17 protein-coding genes are annotated in these 16,850 nt (G+C 58.4%); 10 read left to right on the forward strand and 7 right to left on the reverse strand.

All coding sequences use genetic code 11. The features are described 5' to 3' along the window. Window positions 1–2,334, reverse strand: coding sequence for an aldehyde dehydrogenase family protein (locus tag ACR0DE_RS00760; RefSeq protein ID WP_480751124.1), 2,334 nt, complete (start codon window positions 2,332–2,334; stop codon window positions 1–3). Window positions 2,335–2,344: 10 nt separating this feature from the next. Continuing rightward, window positions 2,345–3,343: a deoxyribose-phosphate aldolase gene (deoC, locus tag ACR0DE_RS00765; RefSeq protein ID WP_480751126.1), complete on the reverse strand. Its 999-nt coding sequence runs from the start codon at window positions 3,341–3,343 to the stop codon at window positions 2,345–2,347. A gap of 199 nt (window positions 3,344–3,542) precedes the next feature. Here deoC and ACR0DE_RS00770 point away from each other — a divergent pair, with 199 nt between their 5' ends. From ACR0DE_RS00770 to ACR0DE_RS00795, 6 genes are all read left to right on the forward strand, one after another. Then, window positions 3,543–4,496 (forward strand): metal ABC transporter solute-binding protein, Zn/Mn family, encoded by a 954-nt coding sequence (locus ACR0DE_RS00770; protein WP_170426190.1) that lies wholly within the window; start codon window positions 3,543–3,545, stop codon window positions 4,494–4,496. A 3-nt stretch (window positions 4,497–4,499) separates the two neighbouring features. Next, window positions 4,500–5,303 (forward strand): metal ABC transporter ATP-binding protein, encoded by an 804-nt coding sequence (locus ACR0DE_RS00775; RefSeq protein WP_480561978.1) that lies wholly within the window; start codon window positions 4,500–4,502, stop codon window positions 5,301–5,303. 2 nt (window positions 5,304–5,305) lie between these two features. Further along, window positions 5,306–6,511: a metal ABC transporter permease gene (locus tag ACR0DE_RS00780; protein ID WP_223117183.1), complete on the forward strand. Its 1,206-nt coding sequence runs from the start codon at window positions 5,306–5,308 to the stop codon at window positions 6,509–6,511. Beyond that, a complete protein-coding gene (locus ACR0DE_RS00785; RefSeq protein ID WP_480706439.1) occupies window positions 6,508–7,437 on the forward strand; it encodes a metal ABC transporter permease in 930 nt (309 codons plus the stop codon). The genes ACR0DE_RS00780 and ACR0DE_RS00785 overlap by 4 nt, the downstream gene beginning before the upstream one ends. A gap of 283 nt (window positions 7,438–7,720) precedes the next feature. Continuing rightward, the gene (gene mutL, locus ACR0DE_RS00790; RefSeq protein WP_480751129.1) at window positions 7,721–9,571 is read left to right on the forward strand and encodes a DNA mismatch repair endonuclease MutL; all 1,851 of its coding nucleotides are present in this window, start codon (window positions 7,721–7,723) and stop codon (window positions 9,569–9,571) included. A gap of 52 nt (window positions 9,572–9,623) precedes the next feature. Beyond that, the gene (locus ACR0DE_RS00795; RefSeq protein ID WP_480751132.1) at window positions 9,624–10,853 is read left to right on the forward strand and encodes a DNA recombination protein RmuC; all 1,230 of its coding nucleotides are present in this window, start codon (window positions 9,624–9,626) and stop codon (window positions 10,851–10,853) included. A gap of 3 nt (window positions 10,854–10,856) precedes the next feature. On the opposite strand, the gene ACR0DE_RS00800 is transcribed toward ACR0DE_RS00795, so the two are convergent. Genes ACR0DE_RS00800 through ACR0DE_RS00810 form a run of 3 tightly spaced genes read right to left on the reverse strand, consistent with a single transcriptional unit; the run spans window position 10,857 to window position 12,628 of the window. Then, on the reverse strand, window positions 10,857–11,261 hold the full coding sequence (locus ACR0DE_RS00800; protein ID WP_480751134.1) for a hypothetical protein: 405 nt from the start codon (window positions 11,259–11,261) through the stop codon (window positions 10,857–10,859). A gap of 49 nt (window positions 11,262–11,310) precedes the next feature. Beyond that, window positions 11,311–11,961, reverse strand: a complete 651-nt coding sequence (locus tag ACR0DE_RS00805; protein WP_170426202.1) for a ChrR family anti-sigma-E factor — start codon at window positions 11,959–11,961, stop codon at window positions 11,311–11,313. A gap of 10 nt (window positions 11,962–11,971) precedes the next feature. Then, window positions 11,972–12,628, reverse strand: a complete 657-nt coding sequence (locus ACR0DE_RS00810; RefSeq protein ID WP_480752556.1) for a sigma-70 family RNA polymerase sigma factor — start codon at window positions 12,626–12,628, stop codon at window positions 11,972–11,974. A 147-nt stretch (window positions 12,629–12,775) separates the two neighbouring features. Between ACR0DE_RS00810 and ACR0DE_RS00815 the strand changes: the two genes are divergently transcribed. The 4 genes from ACR0DE_RS00815 to ACR0DE_RS00830 all read left to right on the forward strand — a co-directional run bounded on the left by ACR0DE_RS00815 (window position 12,776) and on the right by ACR0DE_RS00830 (window position 14,576). Continuing rightward, window positions 12,776–13,546 carry a DUF1365 domain-containing protein gene (locus ACR0DE_RS00815; protein ID WP_480751138.1) on the forward strand — a complete coding sequence of 257 codons (771 nt, stop codon included), beginning with the start codon at window positions 12,776–12,778 and terminating at the stop codon, window positions 13,544–13,546. An 87-nt stretch (window positions 13,547–13,633) separates the two neighbouring features. Beyond that, window positions 13,634–13,951, forward strand: a complete 318-nt coding sequence (locus tag ACR0DE_RS00820) for a DUF3775 domain-containing protein (protein ID WP_170408475.1) — start codon at window positions 13,634–13,636, stop codon at window positions 13,949–13,951. 130 nt (window positions 13,952–14,081) lie between these two features. Beyond that, complete coding sequence (locus ACR0DE_RS00825) at window positions 14,082–14,318, forward strand: DUF1127 domain-containing protein (protein ID WP_170394595.1); 237 nt, start codon at window positions 14,082–14,084, stop codon at window positions 14,316–14,318. Between the two features lie 57 nt (window positions 14,319–14,375). After that, window positions 14,376–14,576 carry a DUF1127 domain-containing protein gene (locus tag ACR0DE_RS00830; RefSeq protein WP_480563455.1) on the forward strand — a complete coding sequence of 67 codons (201 nt, stop codon included), beginning with the start codon at window positions 14,376–14,378 and terminating at the stop codon, window positions 14,574–14,576. A gap of 66 nt (window positions 14,577–14,642) precedes the next feature. Here the strand turns inward: ACR0DE_RS00830 and ACR0DE_RS00835 are convergent, their stop codons facing one another. Continuing rightward, the gene (locus tag ACR0DE_RS00835; protein WP_480751140.1) at window positions 14,643–15,785 is read right to left on the reverse strand and encodes a saccharopine dehydrogenase family protein; all 1,143 of its coding nucleotides are present in this window, start codon (window positions 15,783–15,785) and stop codon (window positions 14,643–14,645) included. Between the two features lie 3 nt (window positions 15,786–15,788). After that, a complete protein-coding gene (locus ACR0DE_RS00840) occupies window positions 15,789–16,844 on the reverse strand; it encodes a saccharopine dehydrogenase (protein ID WP_480751143.1) in 1,056 nt (351 codons plus the stop codon). Window positions 16,845–16,850: the final 6 nt, after the last annotated feature.

A 16,850-nucleotide genomic window follows, 5' to 3' on the forward strand; every position in this document is an offset into this window, starting at 1 on the left:
TTACTCTCCGTAGGGCACCCAGATGTTTTTCACTTCGGTCGCAGCCTGCAGGAAGCGGCGCGAATGGTCCACGCTCCAGTCAAATGCCGTCGCGTTATTGACCCAAGTCCGCTTCAGATTTCCGGCCGAGACGACCTCGATCTCTTTAGACAGATCGGTGGACGAGAACGACCAGACCGCATCCACGTTCAGATGCGAGGCCAGCGGCTTTGCCAGCTCTGCGTGGCTGCCGGTCAGGATGTTGACCACACCGGCGGGCACGTCCGAGGTTTCTAGGATCTGGTAAAAATCCGTTGCTGCCAGCGGGTAGGGCTCACTTGCCGCCAGAACCACCCGGTTGCCCATCGCTATCGCTGGCGCCATGGCCGAAACTAGACCCAACAGGGGTGTTTCGTCCGCACACAGGGCGCCGATAACGCCAACCGGCTCTTTCATGGCAATGGCGACGCCCCGGATCGGAACACCATGTACTTGACCATCATACTTGTCCGCCCAGGCGGCGGCGGTGAACAGTCGCTGGATCGAGGCCTCAACCTCTTTCGCGCCGTCTATCTTACCGGTCATCGCATCAATACGAGCAGCGAACTCGCCCGCACGTGCCGAGAGGTTTTCACCGATGTAATACAGGATTTGAGCCCGCAGATGGCCGGTGGTCTTGGACCAGCCTTTTGCACCCGCTGCAGCCTCAACCGCGTTGCGTACGTCCTTGCGGTTGGCCAGACCCACATGGCCAAGTAGGCCGGACTTGCCCCAGACGGGTTTCGAATAGCCGCCATCGGGCCGCGCCTGCTTACCGCCGACATACATCTTGGCGGTGCGGTCAATAGGATCGACTGGAGCGCCTTCGCCCATTGCCGCCTCAATCTTCGTCAGCGGTTTGGCCTTGGCTTTGGGCTTGGTATAGGCCGTCAGCCCTTCCCAACCGCCTTCACGGCCAAAGCCGCTTTCGCGTACACCGCCGAACCCGGCAGCAGCGTCGAACAGGTTAGTTGCGTTCACCCAGACCACGCCCGCAACCAGCTTGGGCGCGATATCCAGCGCGAGGTTCACGTTCTCGGTCCACACAGTCGCGGCCAGCCCGTAGCGGGTGTTGTTGGCCAACTCGACCGCTTCTTCCGGGGTGCGGAAGGTCGAAGAAACCAGAACCGGGCCAAAGATTTCTTCCTGCATCAGCGGATCGGAGGTTTCGAGTCCTGAAATCAAAGTTGGTGGATAGTAGCAGCCATTCGAGGGCAGCTCACAGGCCGCCTGATGAACATGCCCAACCGTGTTGCTTTCGACCATGCCCTTGATGGTCTGTAACTGCACGGGGTCCACAACCGCACCCACGTCGATGCACTTGTCCAGCGGATCGCCGATGCGCAGCTTGTCCATACGGGCACGCAATTTGTCGTGGAAGCGATCAGCGATACCCTCCTGCACCAGAAGGCGCGAGCCCGCACAGCAGACCTGGCCCTGGTTGAACCAGATCGCGTCGACCAAGCCTTCGATCGCTGAATCAATATCGGCGTCGTCAAAGACGATGTAGGCGGACTTGCCGCCCAGTTCCAACGTCAGTTCCTTGCCAGAGCCAGCGGTCGCTTCACGGATGCGACGGCCCACGACGGTCGAGCCGGTAAAGGCGATTTTGTCGACGTCCGAAGACACGATCATCTCACCAACGGCACCATCACCTGTGACGATGTTGACCACGCCTTTCGGCAACCCGGCCTGCATGCAGATGTCGGCAAACAGCAGCGCGGTCAACGAGGTGTGCTCGGCCGGCTTCAGAACCACCGTGTTGCCCATTGCGATTGCAGGCGCGATCTTCCACGCCATCATCAGCAGCGGGAAGTTCCACGGGATGATCTGGCCGCAAACACCCAGTGCTTCGGCATCGGGCAATTCGCTTTCCATCAACTGCGCCATGCCCGCGTGATAGTAGAAATGCCGCTGTGCCAGAGGGATGTCGATGTCGCGGGATTCTCGGATCGGCTTACCGTTGTCGAGGCTTTCGAGCACAGCAAACAAACGCGAGTGCTTCTGTAGCAGGCGCGCAATCGCGTAGAGGTAGCGCGCACGACCGGCTCCGCCCAGCTTCTCCCATTTCGGCTGCGCCTTGCGCGCCGCAGAAACGGCGGCGTCCACGTCAGCCTGTTTGGCTTGTGTCAGCTTGGCCAGAACCTCTCCGGTTGCTGGGTTGCGGCTGTCGAATCCTTTGCCGGGTTTGGTAAACGCGCCATCGATGTAGTGGCCGAACTTGTCGCCCTGATCGACCAGCCAGGCCAGTGCCTCGGCTGCGCTTTCGGGGGCAGGGCCGTAGTCCATGGTCTCGAAAATCTCTTTGACTGTCATTGTACTTTCCTCAGCCCATGGAGTGACGGTAACCGGCGGAGTATGCGCCTGTCACATAGTGTTCCAACTGCCGCTCAATGTCGCCCAGCAATGATGAGGCACCAAAGCGAAACAGATCCGGCTCCAGCCAGCGGTCGCCCAGCTCGTCCTTGATCAGCGACAGATAGACCAGCGCATCCTTGGCTTTCGAAATCCCACCCGCAGGCTTGTAGCCTACGCGATAGCCGGTGCGGTCATAATAGTCGCGAATGGCTCGGATCATTACCAACGACACAGGCAAGGTGGCGTTGACGCTTTCTTTGCCGGTCGAGGTCTTGATGAAGTCTGCCCCTGCCATCATGCACACCAGCGAGGCACGGGCGACGTTGCGCAGGCTGCCCAGCTCTCCGGTCGCCAAAATGGCTTTGACATGTGCGTCGCTGCAGGCGACGCGGAAGGCCTTCATCTCATCATACAGGGCCTGCCAGTCGCCAGACAGCACATGACGGCGCGAGATGACGATGTCGATCTCCTCGGCTCCGGCCTTCACGCTTTCTTCGATCTCTGCAACACGCAGATGAAACGGAGAGAGCCCGGCCGGGAAGCCAGTGGATACCGCCGCAACCGGAATACCAGTGCCTTCCAATGCGTCCACAGCCGTTTCGATCATGTCATGGTAGACACACACCGCTCCGGTTGTGATCGGCGGCATGTCCAGCGCCTGCAGAACTGAAGACGCGACAGGCTGACGAGCCTTTGCGCACAGGCGACGAACCCGCCCAACCGTGTCATCGCCCGATAGCGTGGTCAGGTCGATCATTGTGATCGCCTTGAGCAGCCATGCGGCCTGGTATTCTTTTTTCACTGACCGCCGACCGGGCAGCGTCGCTGCGCGGCGCTCGATGGCCGAAGTGTTGGCCTGCACGGCCCGCACCCAATCCAGATCCAGATCCATTCCTGGGTTCCGGGGCTCGGTCACTTGCGGCAGATGCGGGGTGCGCACGGTGCTTTCTGAGCTCTGCGTTTCCATTATTCCGTCCTTTTGGAGGTTCGCGTCAAAATCGCATGGGTCGCAGCGAAAGGGAAGGTGTGCCAGCGTCGTAAGGGGCAAATTTTTGACCAAATGGACAAATATAGTCGTTTTCTTGCGAGTAATTCGCATTTGCATTGACTTAGTTGCGAATGGTTCTCATATTTTGACTTAACAGGATAACCGTTCGGAGTCTGAAATGATTCGTCGATCGCTACTTACGGCATTGGCTCTCGTGTTTGTGTGGCCCGTCGCCGCAATCGCTCAAGCGCCGCTGAAAGTCGTCGCCACCACCGGCATGATTGCAGACGCTGCGCGCCAGGTCGGCGGTGAACAGGTCGACGTGAAGGGCTTGATGGGACCCGGTGTCGACCCGCACGCCTATCGCCAGACCCGCACCGATATTGTTGCGATGACCCGCGCTGATCTGGTGCTGTGGCACGGCCTCTATCTAGAGGCTCAGATGGAAGGTTTCTTTGACGATCTGGGCCGCAAGCGGACAGTGGTTGCCGTGGCGGATGGCATCGACACATCGAAACTGCGCGCCCATGACGATTACGCTGACAAATTTGACCCGCATGTCTGGATGAGCCCGGTTCTGTGGCGCGATGTCGTGATCGAAGTGCAGGAAGCTCTGACCGAAGCCCGGCCCGAAGCGGCAGATGAGTTCGCAGCCAACGCACAAGTTTTTCTGGCCGAGATCGATCTGCTGGCCGCCTATGGCAAGCAGGTTTTGGCGGCCGTTCCCGAAAACAACCGCGTGTTGGTGACTGCGCATGATGCATTTGGCTATTTCGGTGATGAATATGGCTATGAGGTGCTGGGTATTCAGGGCATCTCGACCCAATCCGAGGCAGGGTTGAACCGGATCGGTGAGTTGGTCGAAACTCTGGTAGAGCGTCAGCTGAACGCCGTGTTTGTGGAGAGTTCCGTTTCAGATCGATCCATGCGTGCCTTGATCGAGGGTGCTTCGGCCGAAGGTCACAAAGTGGGTGTCGGCGGAGAGCTGTATTCCGACGCGATGGGCGAGCCGGGCACATATGAGGGTACTTATATCGGCATGCTTGATCACAACATTACCGTTATCGCCGGCGCGCTGGGCGCGGATGTTCCCGAACGTGGCATGAACGGCAAACTGTCGGCGGGGTTTTAAACCATGATTGAACTCGCAACAGTTCAGGGCGTTTCTGTCGACGGGCAGGACATCGATCTTTGCCCTCTCGCCATTCGTGGTCTGACCGTCTCGTACGGTCAGAAGCCAGCGGTTTTCTCGGTCGATATGACGGTGCAGCCCGGCGCCATGACGGCGATTATCGGGCCAAATGGGGCTGGCAAATCAACCTTGCTAAAGGCTGCTTTGGGGATCGTGTCTCCACTGTCGGGTCAGGTGACCGTGTTTGGTCAGCCGCTCGAGGACCAGCGGGCACGCATCGCCTATGTACCACAGCGCGCCAGCGTGGACTGGGATTTCCCGACGCGCGTGATTGATGTGGTGCTGATGGGCTTGTCGCGTCAATTGGGCCTGCTGGGTCGGGTTCGTGCCCGCCATACCGCCCGTGCCATGGACTGTCTGCACCGTGTCGGTATGCGGGAATTTGCCGACCGTCAGATCGGGCAGCTTTCTGGTGGTCAGCAACAGAGGGTCTTTCTTGCGCGCGCATTGGCACAGGATGCCGACATGTATTTGTTGGACGAACCTTTTGCAGGCGTGGACGCCGCGACTGAAAAGGCGATCATCGCCGTGCTGAAATCGTTGAAAGAGGCTGGCAAGACCGTTGTTGTAGTGCATCACGACCTGGCCACGGTCACCGACTATTTCGACCATGTGTTCCTGATCAACACCCGCAAAGTGGCCGAGGGACCGGTGGAGCAGGCCTTTACCGCTGAAACGCTGCAGGCCGCTTATGGCGGACGTCTTGCAACGGCTCAAATCGATCAGATTTCGCGCGCGCTGGGGTAGTCATGCTTTGGGAGGCTTTGACGTTACAGCTTGGCTATAACGCCACGCTGGTTGCTATTGGTGCGACGTTACTGGGCGTTTCAGCAGGTGTGACGGGCACGTTCTTATTCCTGCGTAAACGCGCGCTGGTTAGCGATGCCATCAGCCACGCGACCCTACCGGGCGTTTGCCTTGCCTTCATGGTGCTGGTGGCCCTCGGTGGTGATGGGCGTAACTTGATCGGACTGCTTGCAGGTTCGGCAATATCCGCATGGGTTGGTTTGCTCTGTATGAACTGGCTGACCAGTCGCACACGTTTGGCAGAAGATGCAGCGATCGGCGCAGTGTTATCGGTGTTCTTCGGTTTTGGTGTCGTACTGCTGACCGTTATTCAAACCATGGGGGTTGGACGCCAGGCAGGATTGGAAGGATTCTTGCTGGGTTCTACTGCTGGGATGCTGTGGGCTGATGCTCTGGTCATCGCGATCGGTGGCGCGGCAACGTTGGTACTGGTGATGATCATCCGCCGCCCGATGACGATGGTCGCCTTCGATCCTGAATATGCCGCTGCGCGCGGGTTGCCCGTGCATCGGATTGATCTGGCGATGATGGGGCTCGTGATGGCGGTGACCGTGGTCGGGCTAAAGATCGTTGGTCTGATCCTGATTGTTGCTCTGCTGATCATCCCGCCTGTGACAGCGCGGTTCTGGACGGAGCGATCCGACCGCGTGGTCGTTCTGGCAGGTTTGGCCGGAGGTCTTGCAGGGTATCTGGGGGCAGGCATTTCGGCCTCGGCTCCGAACCTGCCGACCGGACCGATCATCGTTCTGGTCAGTTTTGGGTTCTTTGCCCTGTCGCTCCTGTTCGCGCCGGTTCGGGGTGTGTTGGCAGCTATTCTCAGCCACCTTCGGTTCCAGCGTCGAGTGCACATTCGGCAGGGACTGCTGGCACTGGCGCAGGGGCAGCAAATCTATGAACCCCTAACCATTCGCCTGTTACGCCGCACCGGCCTTGTGCGCGCCGATGGAGTTGCAACAGAGGAAGGGAGGGCGCGTGCGGCCAAGGCCCTACGAGACGAAAAGCGGTGGGAGATCGTCCGCGCGGATCAGGCGCATGAGGCCACTGCGGCGCTGTACGATGGGCTGCGCGATATCGAGACCGTGCTGACTCGCGATCAGATCGCCGAGATCGATCGTCGTATCGGCGGTCCGCAGGAGGTCACGCCATGAGCGGAGAAGAGTTCGTACCCCTGTCGCTGACGCCTTTGTTGATTGGGACATTCGCGGCCATCGCATGCGCTCTGCCCGGCAACTTTCTGGTGCTGCGCAAACAGGCGCTGATTGGCGACGCGATCAGCCATGTGGTGTTGCCCGGTATTGTCGTCGCGTTTCTGCTCACAGGCGCAATTTCAACTTGGCCGATGATGCTTGGCGCAGCAGGGGCTGCTGTGGTCGCCGTGGTTATGATCGAAGCGATCCGGCGATTGGGTCAGATCGAGCCGGGGGCAGCGATGGGTGTCGTATTCACGACCATGTTCGCCGGTGGTGTCCTACTGCTTGAGCAGACTGACACTTCGACCGTCCATTTGGACGTTGAACATGCGCTTTACGGCAATCTGGAAAGCTTGATCTGGCTGGATGCAACGGACTGGTCATCGCTGCTGGATCTACAGGCATTGGCAGGGTTGCCACCTGAATTGCCGCGCATTGCGCTGACACTGACGGGGGTCTTGTTGTTCACGTGGTTGTTCTGGCGACCGCTCAAGATATCAACCTTCGATGAAGGCTTTGCGCGCACTATCGGTATCCGCACCGGCGCGTTAGGGATGGCGCTGGTGATCATAGCTGCGATTGCTGCTGTCGCGGCATTTGATGCAGTGGGGTCGATCATCGTGATTGCAATGTTCATCTGCCCGCCAGCTGCGGCACGGATGATGACCAACCGGTTGGAAGCCCAGATCGTCTGGAGTGTCCTGTTCGCAACCCTTTCCGCCGTGTCCGGTTATGTTTTAGCGGGCTATGGCCCATTGTGGTTGGGGGCTGCGGATGCTGTCAGCGCCGCTGGAATGATCGCCACGATATCAGGCCTGATTCTGGCGCTGACCGCTGCCTTTGGCCCATGCCGAACCCGCAGCGGAGCGCCCAGTCAGGCTTGACTTGGCGTATTCACGCCAACGCCCATCACGCAGTTTCGGCTGAACTTCGCCAAGTGGAAACAATCACGAATTCTTAACAAGATTTATTCCATTTTCGGTGATACCAAACTTTCAATTGGAAACCACAAGACCACCACTCACTCTGGTATATCCGGCCAGTTTTGACCTTAGTCGCTACCCCCTTAACGGCGCGGTTAAACTGGCCGGATACCTCGTTTAAAGCCCGCTCTTCACAATTCAAACCGGTGGTCGAATCGCGTGCGCCTATGCTAGGTCTAGCGGTATGGTGTATGCTAACCCCAATATCAGCGACGATCGGCCGGTCATTCGACAGCTTGACGACGCAGCGATCAACCGGATCGCAGCAGGTGAAGTCGTGGAACGGCCTGCTTCTGCCGTCAAGGAACTGGTCGAAAACGCCATCGATGCCGGGGCCACACGCATCGCTATTGAGGTCGCGGATGGCGGCAAGACCCTGATTCGTGTCACCGATGATGGGTGTGGGATCGCAGCGGGGGATTTGCCTCTGGCGCTGTCGCGCCATGCGACATCGAAGATCGACGGGTCAGATCTGTTGAATATCCACACATTTGGATTTCGCGGTGAAGCACTGCCCTCGCTGGGGGCTGTCGGGCGTTTGACCATCACCAGCCGTGTCTCGGGTGCTGATGCGGCCTCGATCCAGGTGTCCGGTGGCAAAATGGATGCAGTGAAGCCAGCGGCCTTGCGCGCTGGGACTGTGGTTGAGTTGCGAGACCTGTTTTACGCCACCCCGGCACGGCTGAAGTTCATGCGCACGGACCGGGCCGAGGCGCAGGCGATTTCAGACATTGTGAAACGTTTGGCGATGGCCGAGCCTTCGGTCGCGTTCACTCTGCGCGATGTCTCGGGTGGGGGAGAGGGGCGCGTGACCTTTCGTGCCGACCGCGAGAATGGCGATCTGTTTGATGCGCTGCATGCCCGATTGGCGCGCGTTCTTGGCCGTGAGTTCGCTGAGAATGCTTTGCAGATCGATGCCACACGCGAAGGGCTCAGGCTTTATGGCTATGCCGCGCTGCCGACCTATTCACGCGGGGCTGCAGTGGCGCAGTATCTGTTCGTCAATGGGCGACCCGTGCGGGACAAGAAGTTGACCGGTGCCCTGCGCGCGGCCTATTTCGATTTCCTCAGCCGCGACCGGCATCCGGCGGCGGCGCTGTTCATAGACTGTGATCCGACGCTGGTGGATGTGAATGTACATCCGGCAAAATCCGAGGTTCGGTTCCGCGATCCCGGCCTCGCGCGTGGCTTGATCGTGTCCAGCCTGCGTCACGCGTTGGCCGAGGCCGGGCACCGGGCATCTTCGACCGTGGCCAACGCAACCTTGGGTGCGATGCGGCCCGAGCCCGCACCCGCAACCCCGGCGCGGGTGTATCAAATGGATCGCCCGTCACCCGCGGCGCGTCAGGCGGCCTATCGGGCGCAATCTCCGGGTTTTGCGGAACTGTCGCAGGACTATAGCGGACGCATCGTGGAACCGGTGCCCGAAACTGCACCGGTGGATGAGCCGCAAGACCTGCCCTTGGGGGCGGCGCGCGGGCAGGTGCACGAGAATTACATCATCGCCCAAACGGCAGACGGCATGGTGATCGTGGATCAACACGCCGCACATGAACGGCTGGTTTACGAAAAGCTCAAGGCTCAGATGGCCGAAAATGGCGTTGCCGCACAAGCGTTGTTGATCCCCGAAATCGTCGAACTGACAGACGGTGACTGCGCGCGTCTGATGGCCGTTGCAGAGGATCTGTCGCGCTTTGGATTGACCATCGAATCCTTTGGTGGCGGGGCCATCGCGGTGCGCGAGACTCCGGCCATATTGGGAGAGGTCGATGCCCGCGCGATGATCCTCGATATCCTTGATGAGCTTGCTGATCAGGGCGAAAGCCAGACGGTGCAAGCGCGGATCGAGGCGATCCTGAGCCGCGTGGCCTGCCATGGTTCGGTTCGGTCTGGCCGTCGGATGCGGGCCGAAGAGATGAATGCCCTGCTGCGCGAGATGGAGGCGACGCCCCATTCCGGGCAGTGCAACCACGGGCGGCCAACTTATGTGGAACTGAAGCTGAGCGATATCGAACGCCTGTTCGGCCGCAGTTGATCCGCTGGCCCGCTCGGGCTATGAAGAATAAAACAAGAACATCTGAGGCAACATGATCGAGATTGCTGGCACCCAATATGCGTTGAATGACCCTGTTATCCTGACAGTGGGCGGGGTGGTGGTGTTGATTCTGCTGCTTCTGTTTCTGTCACTTCGAGCGTCACAGCGTTCAGCTCGGATGGCGGAGCCGCTGGCCCGGCAGATGGCGCACCTTGGGCAGCATGTGCAGCAACTGGGCCAGGGGCAGGAACAACTGCGGGGTGGCCTACAGCATGTCTCGGACACGCAGGCCAACGCGCAGGTGCAGTTGATCCAGACCGTTGAATCCCGCCTGTCTTCGGTGCAACAGCAGATGAATGACCGGCTGGCCGATACCGCGATGAAATCGGCGCGCGCTCTGGCTGAGATGCAGGAGCGGATGAAGGAATCGCTGCATGGTTCGTCGAAACAGACGGCGACCTCGCTGACGCAATTGCAGGAACGTCTGGCAGCCATCGACAAAGCGCAGGACAATATCACCAAGCTTTCAGGCGACGTGCTGTCATTGCAGGATATTCTGTCGAACAAACAGACGCGCGGGGCATTCGGGGAAATCCAGCTGAACGATATCGTTTCGAAGGCGCTGCCATCAGATAGTTTTCAGCTGCAGGCCACGTTATCGAACGGACGGCGCGCTGATTGCCTGATCAACCTGCCGAACCCTCCCGGACCGATCGTGATCGACAGTAAGTTCCCGCTGGAAGCCTATGAGGCGCTGATCGGATCGACCAACGACATGGAGCTGAAAGCAGCGGTACAGATGTTCCGCAGTACCGTGCGCAAGCACATCAACGATATTGCCGAGAAGTACATTCTGGACGGTGAAACTGCAGATGGTGCGCTGATGTTTCTACCCTCTGAGGCAGTCTATGCCGAGCTGCACGCCAAGTTCCCTGAATTGGTGCAAGAGAGTTTCTCGAAACGCGTTTGGATCGTTTCACCCACAACTTGCATGGCGACGCTGAACACCATGCGGGCGATCCTTAAAGATGCGCGTATGCGCGAACAGGCCGGTGCGATCCGCAAGGAATTGGGGCTGCTGCATAAGGATGTGGAACGTTTAGGCGACCGGGTGTCGAACCTCGACCGTCATTTCGGGCAGGCTGCAAAGGATATCTCGGAAATCAAGATCAGCGCGGAAAAGGCGGGTCGCCGGGCGCAACGGTTGGACAATTTCGATTTCGAAGAGCTTGCGCCGGATGACCAAACAAACGTCGTGCCGCTGGGCAAAACCGAAGGGTAAGCGTTATTGGATCGACAGGTCCAAATTGTAACCAACCGTCTTGCCTGTGTCGCGATCGTTACCCATCAGATAAACACGTATGGTGTAGTCGCCATCATCGGGAAGCTCGATCCGGGCGGTATTTCCATCGATTGAGCCGTTGTAAACTGCGACGCCGTCGCTATCCGGCGGCAAGATGTTGAAATAGATCACGCCGTTGCCATTGGTGTCACTGACCTTAAGGTCGGCGAACATCTCCTGTCCCGCTTTGGCGCCCAATTTATAGTCGAAATATTCGTCGCCGGTGACAGTGCCGTTCACCATCGTGCCGAAATTGCCCGGTTGGAATTTAACGTCTGCGGACATCTGTGCAGAAACGCTGGCTCCAAAAGTCAGCAAAAGCGCTGTGACTGCCATCCTTAAGAACATTTAAAACCCCGATTTAGTTAGCGTCGATAAACAACCCTACCACGACGGATCAGATTCGAAGGAATGGCTGGAACAGGCGCGGCATCAGCTTGCTGAACTTCAGTGGAGCATCAGTGACGGCCAGGCAAATGCAGTCTTCAGAGATATCTGCCGTAGGGGTATGATGGATAGACTGGTCAGCGATTTCGACATCGCCGCGGTCGAAGCGGTCGATCTCGTCAGAGAATGCACCCTGCAGGACCATCGTCAGTTCTATGCCATTATGGCTGTGATCCGGCACTGCTGCCCCGGCGGGGATAAACAACAACCGTGCGGTGGCTTCGCTGGTCGTGGGCAGGATTGCCTGTTTGACACCCATGCCGACGGGCTTCCATTTGATCGCGTTCACGTCGCCGCCGACATAGTCCTGCAGCGGTGTCGGAAGAACTGCACAAGACGGGTGCGCGGGTTTCACCTTTGGTGCGCCCTGAGCAATCAATGCCATTGTTGCCGCCAGTGAGCCGTCACTCATGCTTGCTGACGCATCTTGTTCCTGCAAAACGCATCCGCCAACTGCGTCAAAGCTTTCAGCGCGGGCGCGGCAGTGGTCGCACAGAGACAGATGCGTTGCGACCATCAGGTCAAACGCTTCGGGCAGATTGCCTGCGGCATAGGCCATCAGCAGGTCGTCTGTCAGGTGATGTTTAATCTCGTTTTTCATGCTCGTCATCTCAATTCATCGCGTGGCGCAAGCGGTCCAGCGCCAGCCGTATCCGTGATTTGATCGTTCCCAAGGGCAACCCGGTCTGAGATGCGATTTCTCGATGGCTCAGATCTCCGAAGTAGGCCTTCTCGATCAGCTGTCTTTGCGCCTCAGGTAATGCCGCCATGGCATCACGCAGCTGCGCGGTTTCCTGTTGCAGCGCTAGAACGACTTCCTGTTCCGGCTCCGCCTCCGGCCCCCACCCGAGGTCTTCGGGTTCGGGGCGGCGTTGCTTGCGCAATACGTCGATGCGCTTGTTCCTTGCGATCGTGAACACCCAGGTCGCAACCGTTGCCCTTGTCGGGTCAAACAGATGCGCCTTGTGCCACAAGGTCGCCATGACCTCCTGCGCGCATTCTTCAGCCAGGGCGGCATCCGAACCGGACTTGATCAGGAACGCCTTGATACGAGGCGCGAAATGCTGAAACAGTTCGGCGAAGGCCGCCTGATCCTGAGCGTCTCGGATTCGACGGACGTGTTCCACCCAATCCTTTCTGGCGCCACAAGTATTATTCTGTCCGTTCACCGAGTTGCCCTTAAAACGCTTAGTTCCGCGCCAAACAATTCTTCCAGCAGCTTCTGCCGTCGGTTCGTCCAATGTCGCGGTGTCAGTCTCGGTAAACATAACCACAATACGTGGGGACACCCAAGGTGGATCAGTCGGTTGGATAAATTTCATCCAAAACCGGCTGAATATCGTATTGTGAGATACCAGATATGCGGAAATGCATGTCAATTGAATGATTTGCGGGCAGGACGGGAAATCTGTTTTATGAACAGAATTGACTATATCGCGGGCCATACCTTTCACGGGCGCAAAGGTGCGGTCGAGAATGCGTTTCGCTATTCCGTCGATTACATCTTGCTAGACCCCGAGGCCCACCCCAAGACCCCATCCCTGTTTTCGATCAATGGCGCGAACCTGACAAGCTGGCAAGATTGCGATCATGGGGGTGAACCTGGTCAGGGTCGCGGGGCGATCTGGCTGCGTGAATGCTTTGAGGCGCAAGATATTCCACAACCGGACAGGATGACCTTGCTGACACAACCCCGTGTGTTAGGGCATGTGTTCAATCCGGTCAGTTTCTGGTTCTGTTTTGATAAAGATAACCAGCTTTATGCTGTGGTGGCCGAGGTGACCAACACTTATGGCACACGCCATAGCTACTTGTGCCACAAACCCGATTTTTCACCGATTGCACCTACCGATCGGATACTTGCGGACAAGCTGATGCATGTCTCTCCGTTTCAGAAGATCGAGGGCACCTATACCTTCCGCTTTGACTATCAGGACGAACGTGTTGGTGTCTGGATCGATTATGGGCGTGCCCGAGGCGGTTTGATTGCCACGCTGACCGGTCCGCGCCAGCCGTACAGCAACCGGATCATTCTAAAGTCTCTCTGGCGGCGTCCGTTCGGCGCGCGCCGGGCGGTATTTCTGATCCACTGGCAGGCGGTGAAGCTGTGGTTCAAACGGGCGCGGTTCAGCCCGTTTCGTACCGCGCCGGTTCCCGATCAGCCTGTATCCCGGTCGCGGCACTAAAGCCCTCCGCTTTGCGCAAGATCAAAGACGATCACCTGTGGGATCGTGCAGAAATGCCTGGACCGCGAACACGAGGAGTTGAGACAGATGTTGGAAATCTCGGCAAGAAAGATCGCCCAAGTCGCCATGATGGGGCGTGAACTGGACCGGGCCGAGGGCGAATTGCGCGCATTCATCGACCGTATGGGTGAGGATGAGCAAGCAGAGCTGGTGGCCGTCATGTGGATCGGTCGAGAAAGCTTTTTTGCCGAGGATTTGGCCGAAGCGATTGCGACGGCTAAGTCCGAAGCCTCGACGCCTTGCGCGGATTATCTGATCGGAACACCGCATTTGTCGGACCATCTGGAAAACGGTTTGGATGCGCTGGGAATTTCAGCCGAGGACGTTGAAAACGATCTGATGTAGTCGGTGATCTGGCGACGGGTCAGCTTATCCTAGCGTATGAAGCAAAATTAATGCGGCCTTCCGTCGGGGTTAATGTCGAGTTCTTTGATCAGGTTCATCAAACACAGCGATGAATCTAGGAGGAACCGTCATGGCACATGTCAATGCAACCGGAGCAGATCATCGGGATCTGCTTTTTGGCCAACTTGTGAACCAAACAGTGCCAAAGTCAGGATGGCAGCGCCGCAAGGTCTACAAGAACACGATCCGGGCGCTTGAAGAACTCAGCGATCGTCAGCTTTTTGATATCGGCATTCCGCGTGGTGAGATCAGGCGGCGCGTATATCGGAACGTCTATCAGAACATACCCTATCTGAACGGCGTTTAAGCCTTTCCGGCGCTGAACGGAAATCGGTCCATTTTAAATTTTGCTGAGGTAACAAGTATGCTGGATGCCAACCCAATCCCGAAACAACCCCCTTCAAAAAGCGCATTGATGCTGTTTGACCGGGCGATGAGAATACACGCGATCAGGGCGGATATCGTTTGTGCCGCCCAGGAACTGAACCGGCTTTCTGATTCCGATCTGTCAGAACTGGGCATCAATCGCTGTGATGTTGAAGCGGTGATTGCGCAATACATCTGACGATAGCGGGTTAAGCCGCATTAAGAACGCAGCCGCTCCGAAGGTACCGGAGCGGCTGTTTGTGATTTAGGCCGTGTGGTCCACGATCTGCAGGTGCTGCGCCAGCGTGTCGATCTCGCGCATCCAGTCCTGCACCAGCTTCGGGTCGCTGGGTGCAGCGTGAACTCCTGCGGGAATAGCGCGGTTCAGCACGGCCTCGACGGCCAGTGAAACCGGGATCGAAACCAGCCGCGCCATCGCCGTCCCGCGCGCGTCGCCCCAGGCATCCATGACATAGGTTTTGTGCCAAACTTCAACGCCGTCCTTTTCCGCCTTCAGGCCCACACATAAAACCACGCGGTCAGGCTCGCCCTTGTCATAGGCGTTCTCGGCCCAGAACTGATCCGACATCTCTTTCAAGCGCGCATCGCCTTCGGGGCCGGACAGCGTTTCGATTTCGGTGAACACATCCGACCACGCCTCAGCCCAGCCGTTCAGGCGCAGGGTGCCACGGACAAATTCTTTGACCGGCCAGTGATCCTCGAACTGGTACTCGGCCTTGAAGGGGATCGAGTCGCGGTTCGGGTAAACTTCGAAGCTTTCCGGAGTGGGCAGCGGCGCGATGTAGCTGGTGATCGCGTCCCAAGGTCGGGCGACATCCAGCGGCGCGTAGTCCCGGATTGACTTGGATGGAGAGCGCAGCGCTTTGAGCACACCCAGAGGTGACCAGCTGAATTTGTAGCGGAACGGGTTGGGATTCTTGGGAACGCCTCCGCAATAGGAGATAAAGCTCAGGTGGTTTTGCGGATCAAACGCGTCCGAGGCGCGGTAATCGGCAACCAGCGCATGCGCCATCAGATGGTCGATGCCCGGGTCCAACCCAACTTCGTTAACCAGCGCTACTCCGGCCTCGCGGGCCTTGCTGTCCAGCGCGCGCATCTCAGGTGCGATATATGAGGAAGAGACAAAGTTGGCTTCTTTCGTGATTGCCAACTCTGCCAAAGGTACATGCCAGTCACCAGGCAGCATCGATACGATGACGTCACCTTTTCCCAGCACCTCACCCAACGCATCGATGTCGAAGGCGCGGATGTCGTCGGTGAGGTCACCAACCTCTGTCTTGGCCTTCTCAATGGTCCGGTTCCAGACAGTGACTTTGTGCCCGCCTTCAATAAGACGGCGCAGGCCGGGGATGGCCGACAGGCCGGTGCCGCACCAGTGAATCGTCATCGCTCAGATCCCTTCAATATGAGTTTTGTAAGTTGCTTCTGCCCGGCCCCAGACGCCGCTATCCAGATCGGTGAGGGTCAACAACGACGGAAGTAGTTGCGCCGCGTAGTCCTCGGAACTTTCGACAGGCAGCATCGACGGCAGGTTGTCGATCGCCATAACATCCATCACCGGATCGGTGGCCACGCGCAAGGCGGGGGCATCCCATGTGGTCGCGCGGTCATAGACCGGCACCGGGTTGTAATCGCTATCCGGGTCGCAGGCCACATCGCCGATAGCTGTAAGGTTCCGCGAGGTGGTCAGCGCTGACCGTGGGACAAAGACCGGTGTGCCGGGACGAGCGAAGATACAGTTCAGGAACAGGTCGTGATCGAGGATTTCTGGGAATGGTCCGCCGCGGGCGGTTTCGGCCATGTCCCACTTGGTAACGCTGACGCCCATTGCCTCGCAGAGATCAGCCGCGCCTGTGCCAACACGGCCCAACGCACCGATGACGATGGCGCGGGGACGGTCGGCGCCGGTGGAGTCCAGCTCGGTCAGCAATTCGGCGTTCAACGTGTCTTTGTTCTTATAAACACCAACCGGCGGGCATTCTTCATTTCGTTGCTGGGCCGCCCATGTCTTGAGCGTCACGGCAGCCCCCGCGTACCCAGCCCAATAGCCGAAAGCGGCAACCCGGCGGCCGTTTTCCTCGACCAGATACTCCAGATCATAAAGTGTGCCGCCGCCAGCCTTGAACCGCTGCAAAAGCGCGCGTCCTGAATGTTGCCCCTTATAGGCATGGCCGAACATGATATGGCGGTGGGGCAGGGGCGTGCCGTCCTCGGGCAGCTCCTTGAGGCCAAAGATGATCGCGTCCAGCGGGGCATTGGGCCAGGAATTCTCAGCCGCGATTTCACAGCCCGCGTCCTTGTAGCCATCAATTGCGATGGCGCGGACGAAACTTTCCTCGACTGTCACGCGGATGCCTGCCGCGATCAACGCGGCAGTGCCTTCGGGGGTCAGCCCGACCCGTTCCTCGTTCGGGCGCTGTTCTGCCCGGACCCAGAGATGTGTCATTCCAAT

It is taken from the genome of Ruegeria sp. C10 (assembly GCF_056537805.1).

What these genes read in the sequence shown, in the direction of transcription:
- ACR0DE_RS00815 (WP_480751138.1), top strand. Translation starts at nt 12,776, where the DNA reads ATGAACAGAATTGACTATATCGCGGGCCATACCTTTCACGGGCGCAAA.
- ACR0DE_RS00795 (WP_480751132.1), top strand. Translation starts at nt 9,624, where the DNA reads ATGATCGAGATTGCTGGCACCCAATATGCGTTGAATGACCCTGTTATC.
- deoC (WP_480751126.1), bottom strand. Translation starts at nt 3,343, where the DNA reads ATGGAAACGCAGAGCTCAGAAAGCACCGTGCGCACCCCGCATCTGCCG.
- ACR0DE_RS00835 (WP_480751140.1), bottom strand. Translation starts at nt 15,785, where the DNA reads ATGACGATTCACTGGTGCGGCACCGGCCTGTCGGCCATCCCCGGCCTG.
- ACR0DE_RS00830 (WP_480563455.1), top strand. Translation starts at nt 14,376, where the DNA reads ATGCTGGATGCCAACCCAATCCCGAAACAACCCCCTTCAAAAAGCGCA.
- ACR0DE_RS00840 (WP_480751143.1), bottom strand. Translation starts at nt 16,844, where the DNA reads ATGACACATCTCTGGGTCCGGGCAGAACAGCGCCCGAACGAGGAACGG.
- ACR0DE_RS00760 (WP_480751124.1), bottom strand. Translation starts at nt 2,334, where the DNA reads ATGACAGTCAAAGAGATTTTCGAGACCATGGACTACGGCCCTGCCCCC.
- ACR0DE_RS00810 (WP_480752556.1), bottom strand. Translation starts at nt 12,628, where the DNA reads ATGTTTACCGAGACTGACACCGCGACATTGGACGAACCGACGGCAGAA.
- ACR0DE_RS00770 (WP_170426190.1), top strand. Translation starts at nt 3,543, where the DNA reads ATGATTCGTCGATCGCTACTTACGGCATTGGCTCTCGTGTTTGTGTGG.
- ACR0DE_RS00820 (WP_170408475.1), top strand. Translation starts at nt 13,634, where the DNA reads ATGTTGGAAATCTCGGCAAGAAAGATCGCCCAAGTCGCCATGATGGGG.
- mutL (WP_480751129.1), top strand. Translation starts at nt 7,721, where the DNA reads ATGGTGTATGCTAACCCCAATATCAGCGACGATCGGCCGGTCATTCGA.
- ACR0DE_RS00780 (WP_223117183.1), top strand. Translation starts at nt 5,306, where the DNA reads ATGCTTTGGGAGGCTTTGACGTTACAGCTTGGCTATAACGCCACGCTG.
- ACR0DE_RS00800 (WP_480751134.1), bottom strand. Translation starts at nt 11,261, where the DNA reads ATGTTCTTAAGGATGGCAGTCACAGCGCTTTTGCTGACTTTTGGAGCC.
- ACR0DE_RS00825 (WP_170394595.1), top strand. Translation starts at nt 14,082, where the DNA reads ATGGCACATGTCAATGCAACCGGAGCAGATCATCGGGATCTGCTTTTT.
- ACR0DE_RS00785 (WP_480706439.1), top strand. Translation starts at nt 6,508, where the DNA reads ATGAGCGGAGAAGAGTTCGTACCCCTGTCGCTGACGCCTTTGTTGATT.
- ACR0DE_RS00805 (WP_170426202.1), bottom strand. Translation starts at nt 11,961, where the DNA reads ATGAAAAACGAGATTAAACATCACCTGACAGACGACCTGCTGATGGCC.
- ACR0DE_RS00775 (WP_480561978.1), top strand. Translation starts at nt 4,500, where the DNA reads ATGATTGAACTCGCAACAGTTCAGGGCGTTTCTGTCGACGGGCAGGAC.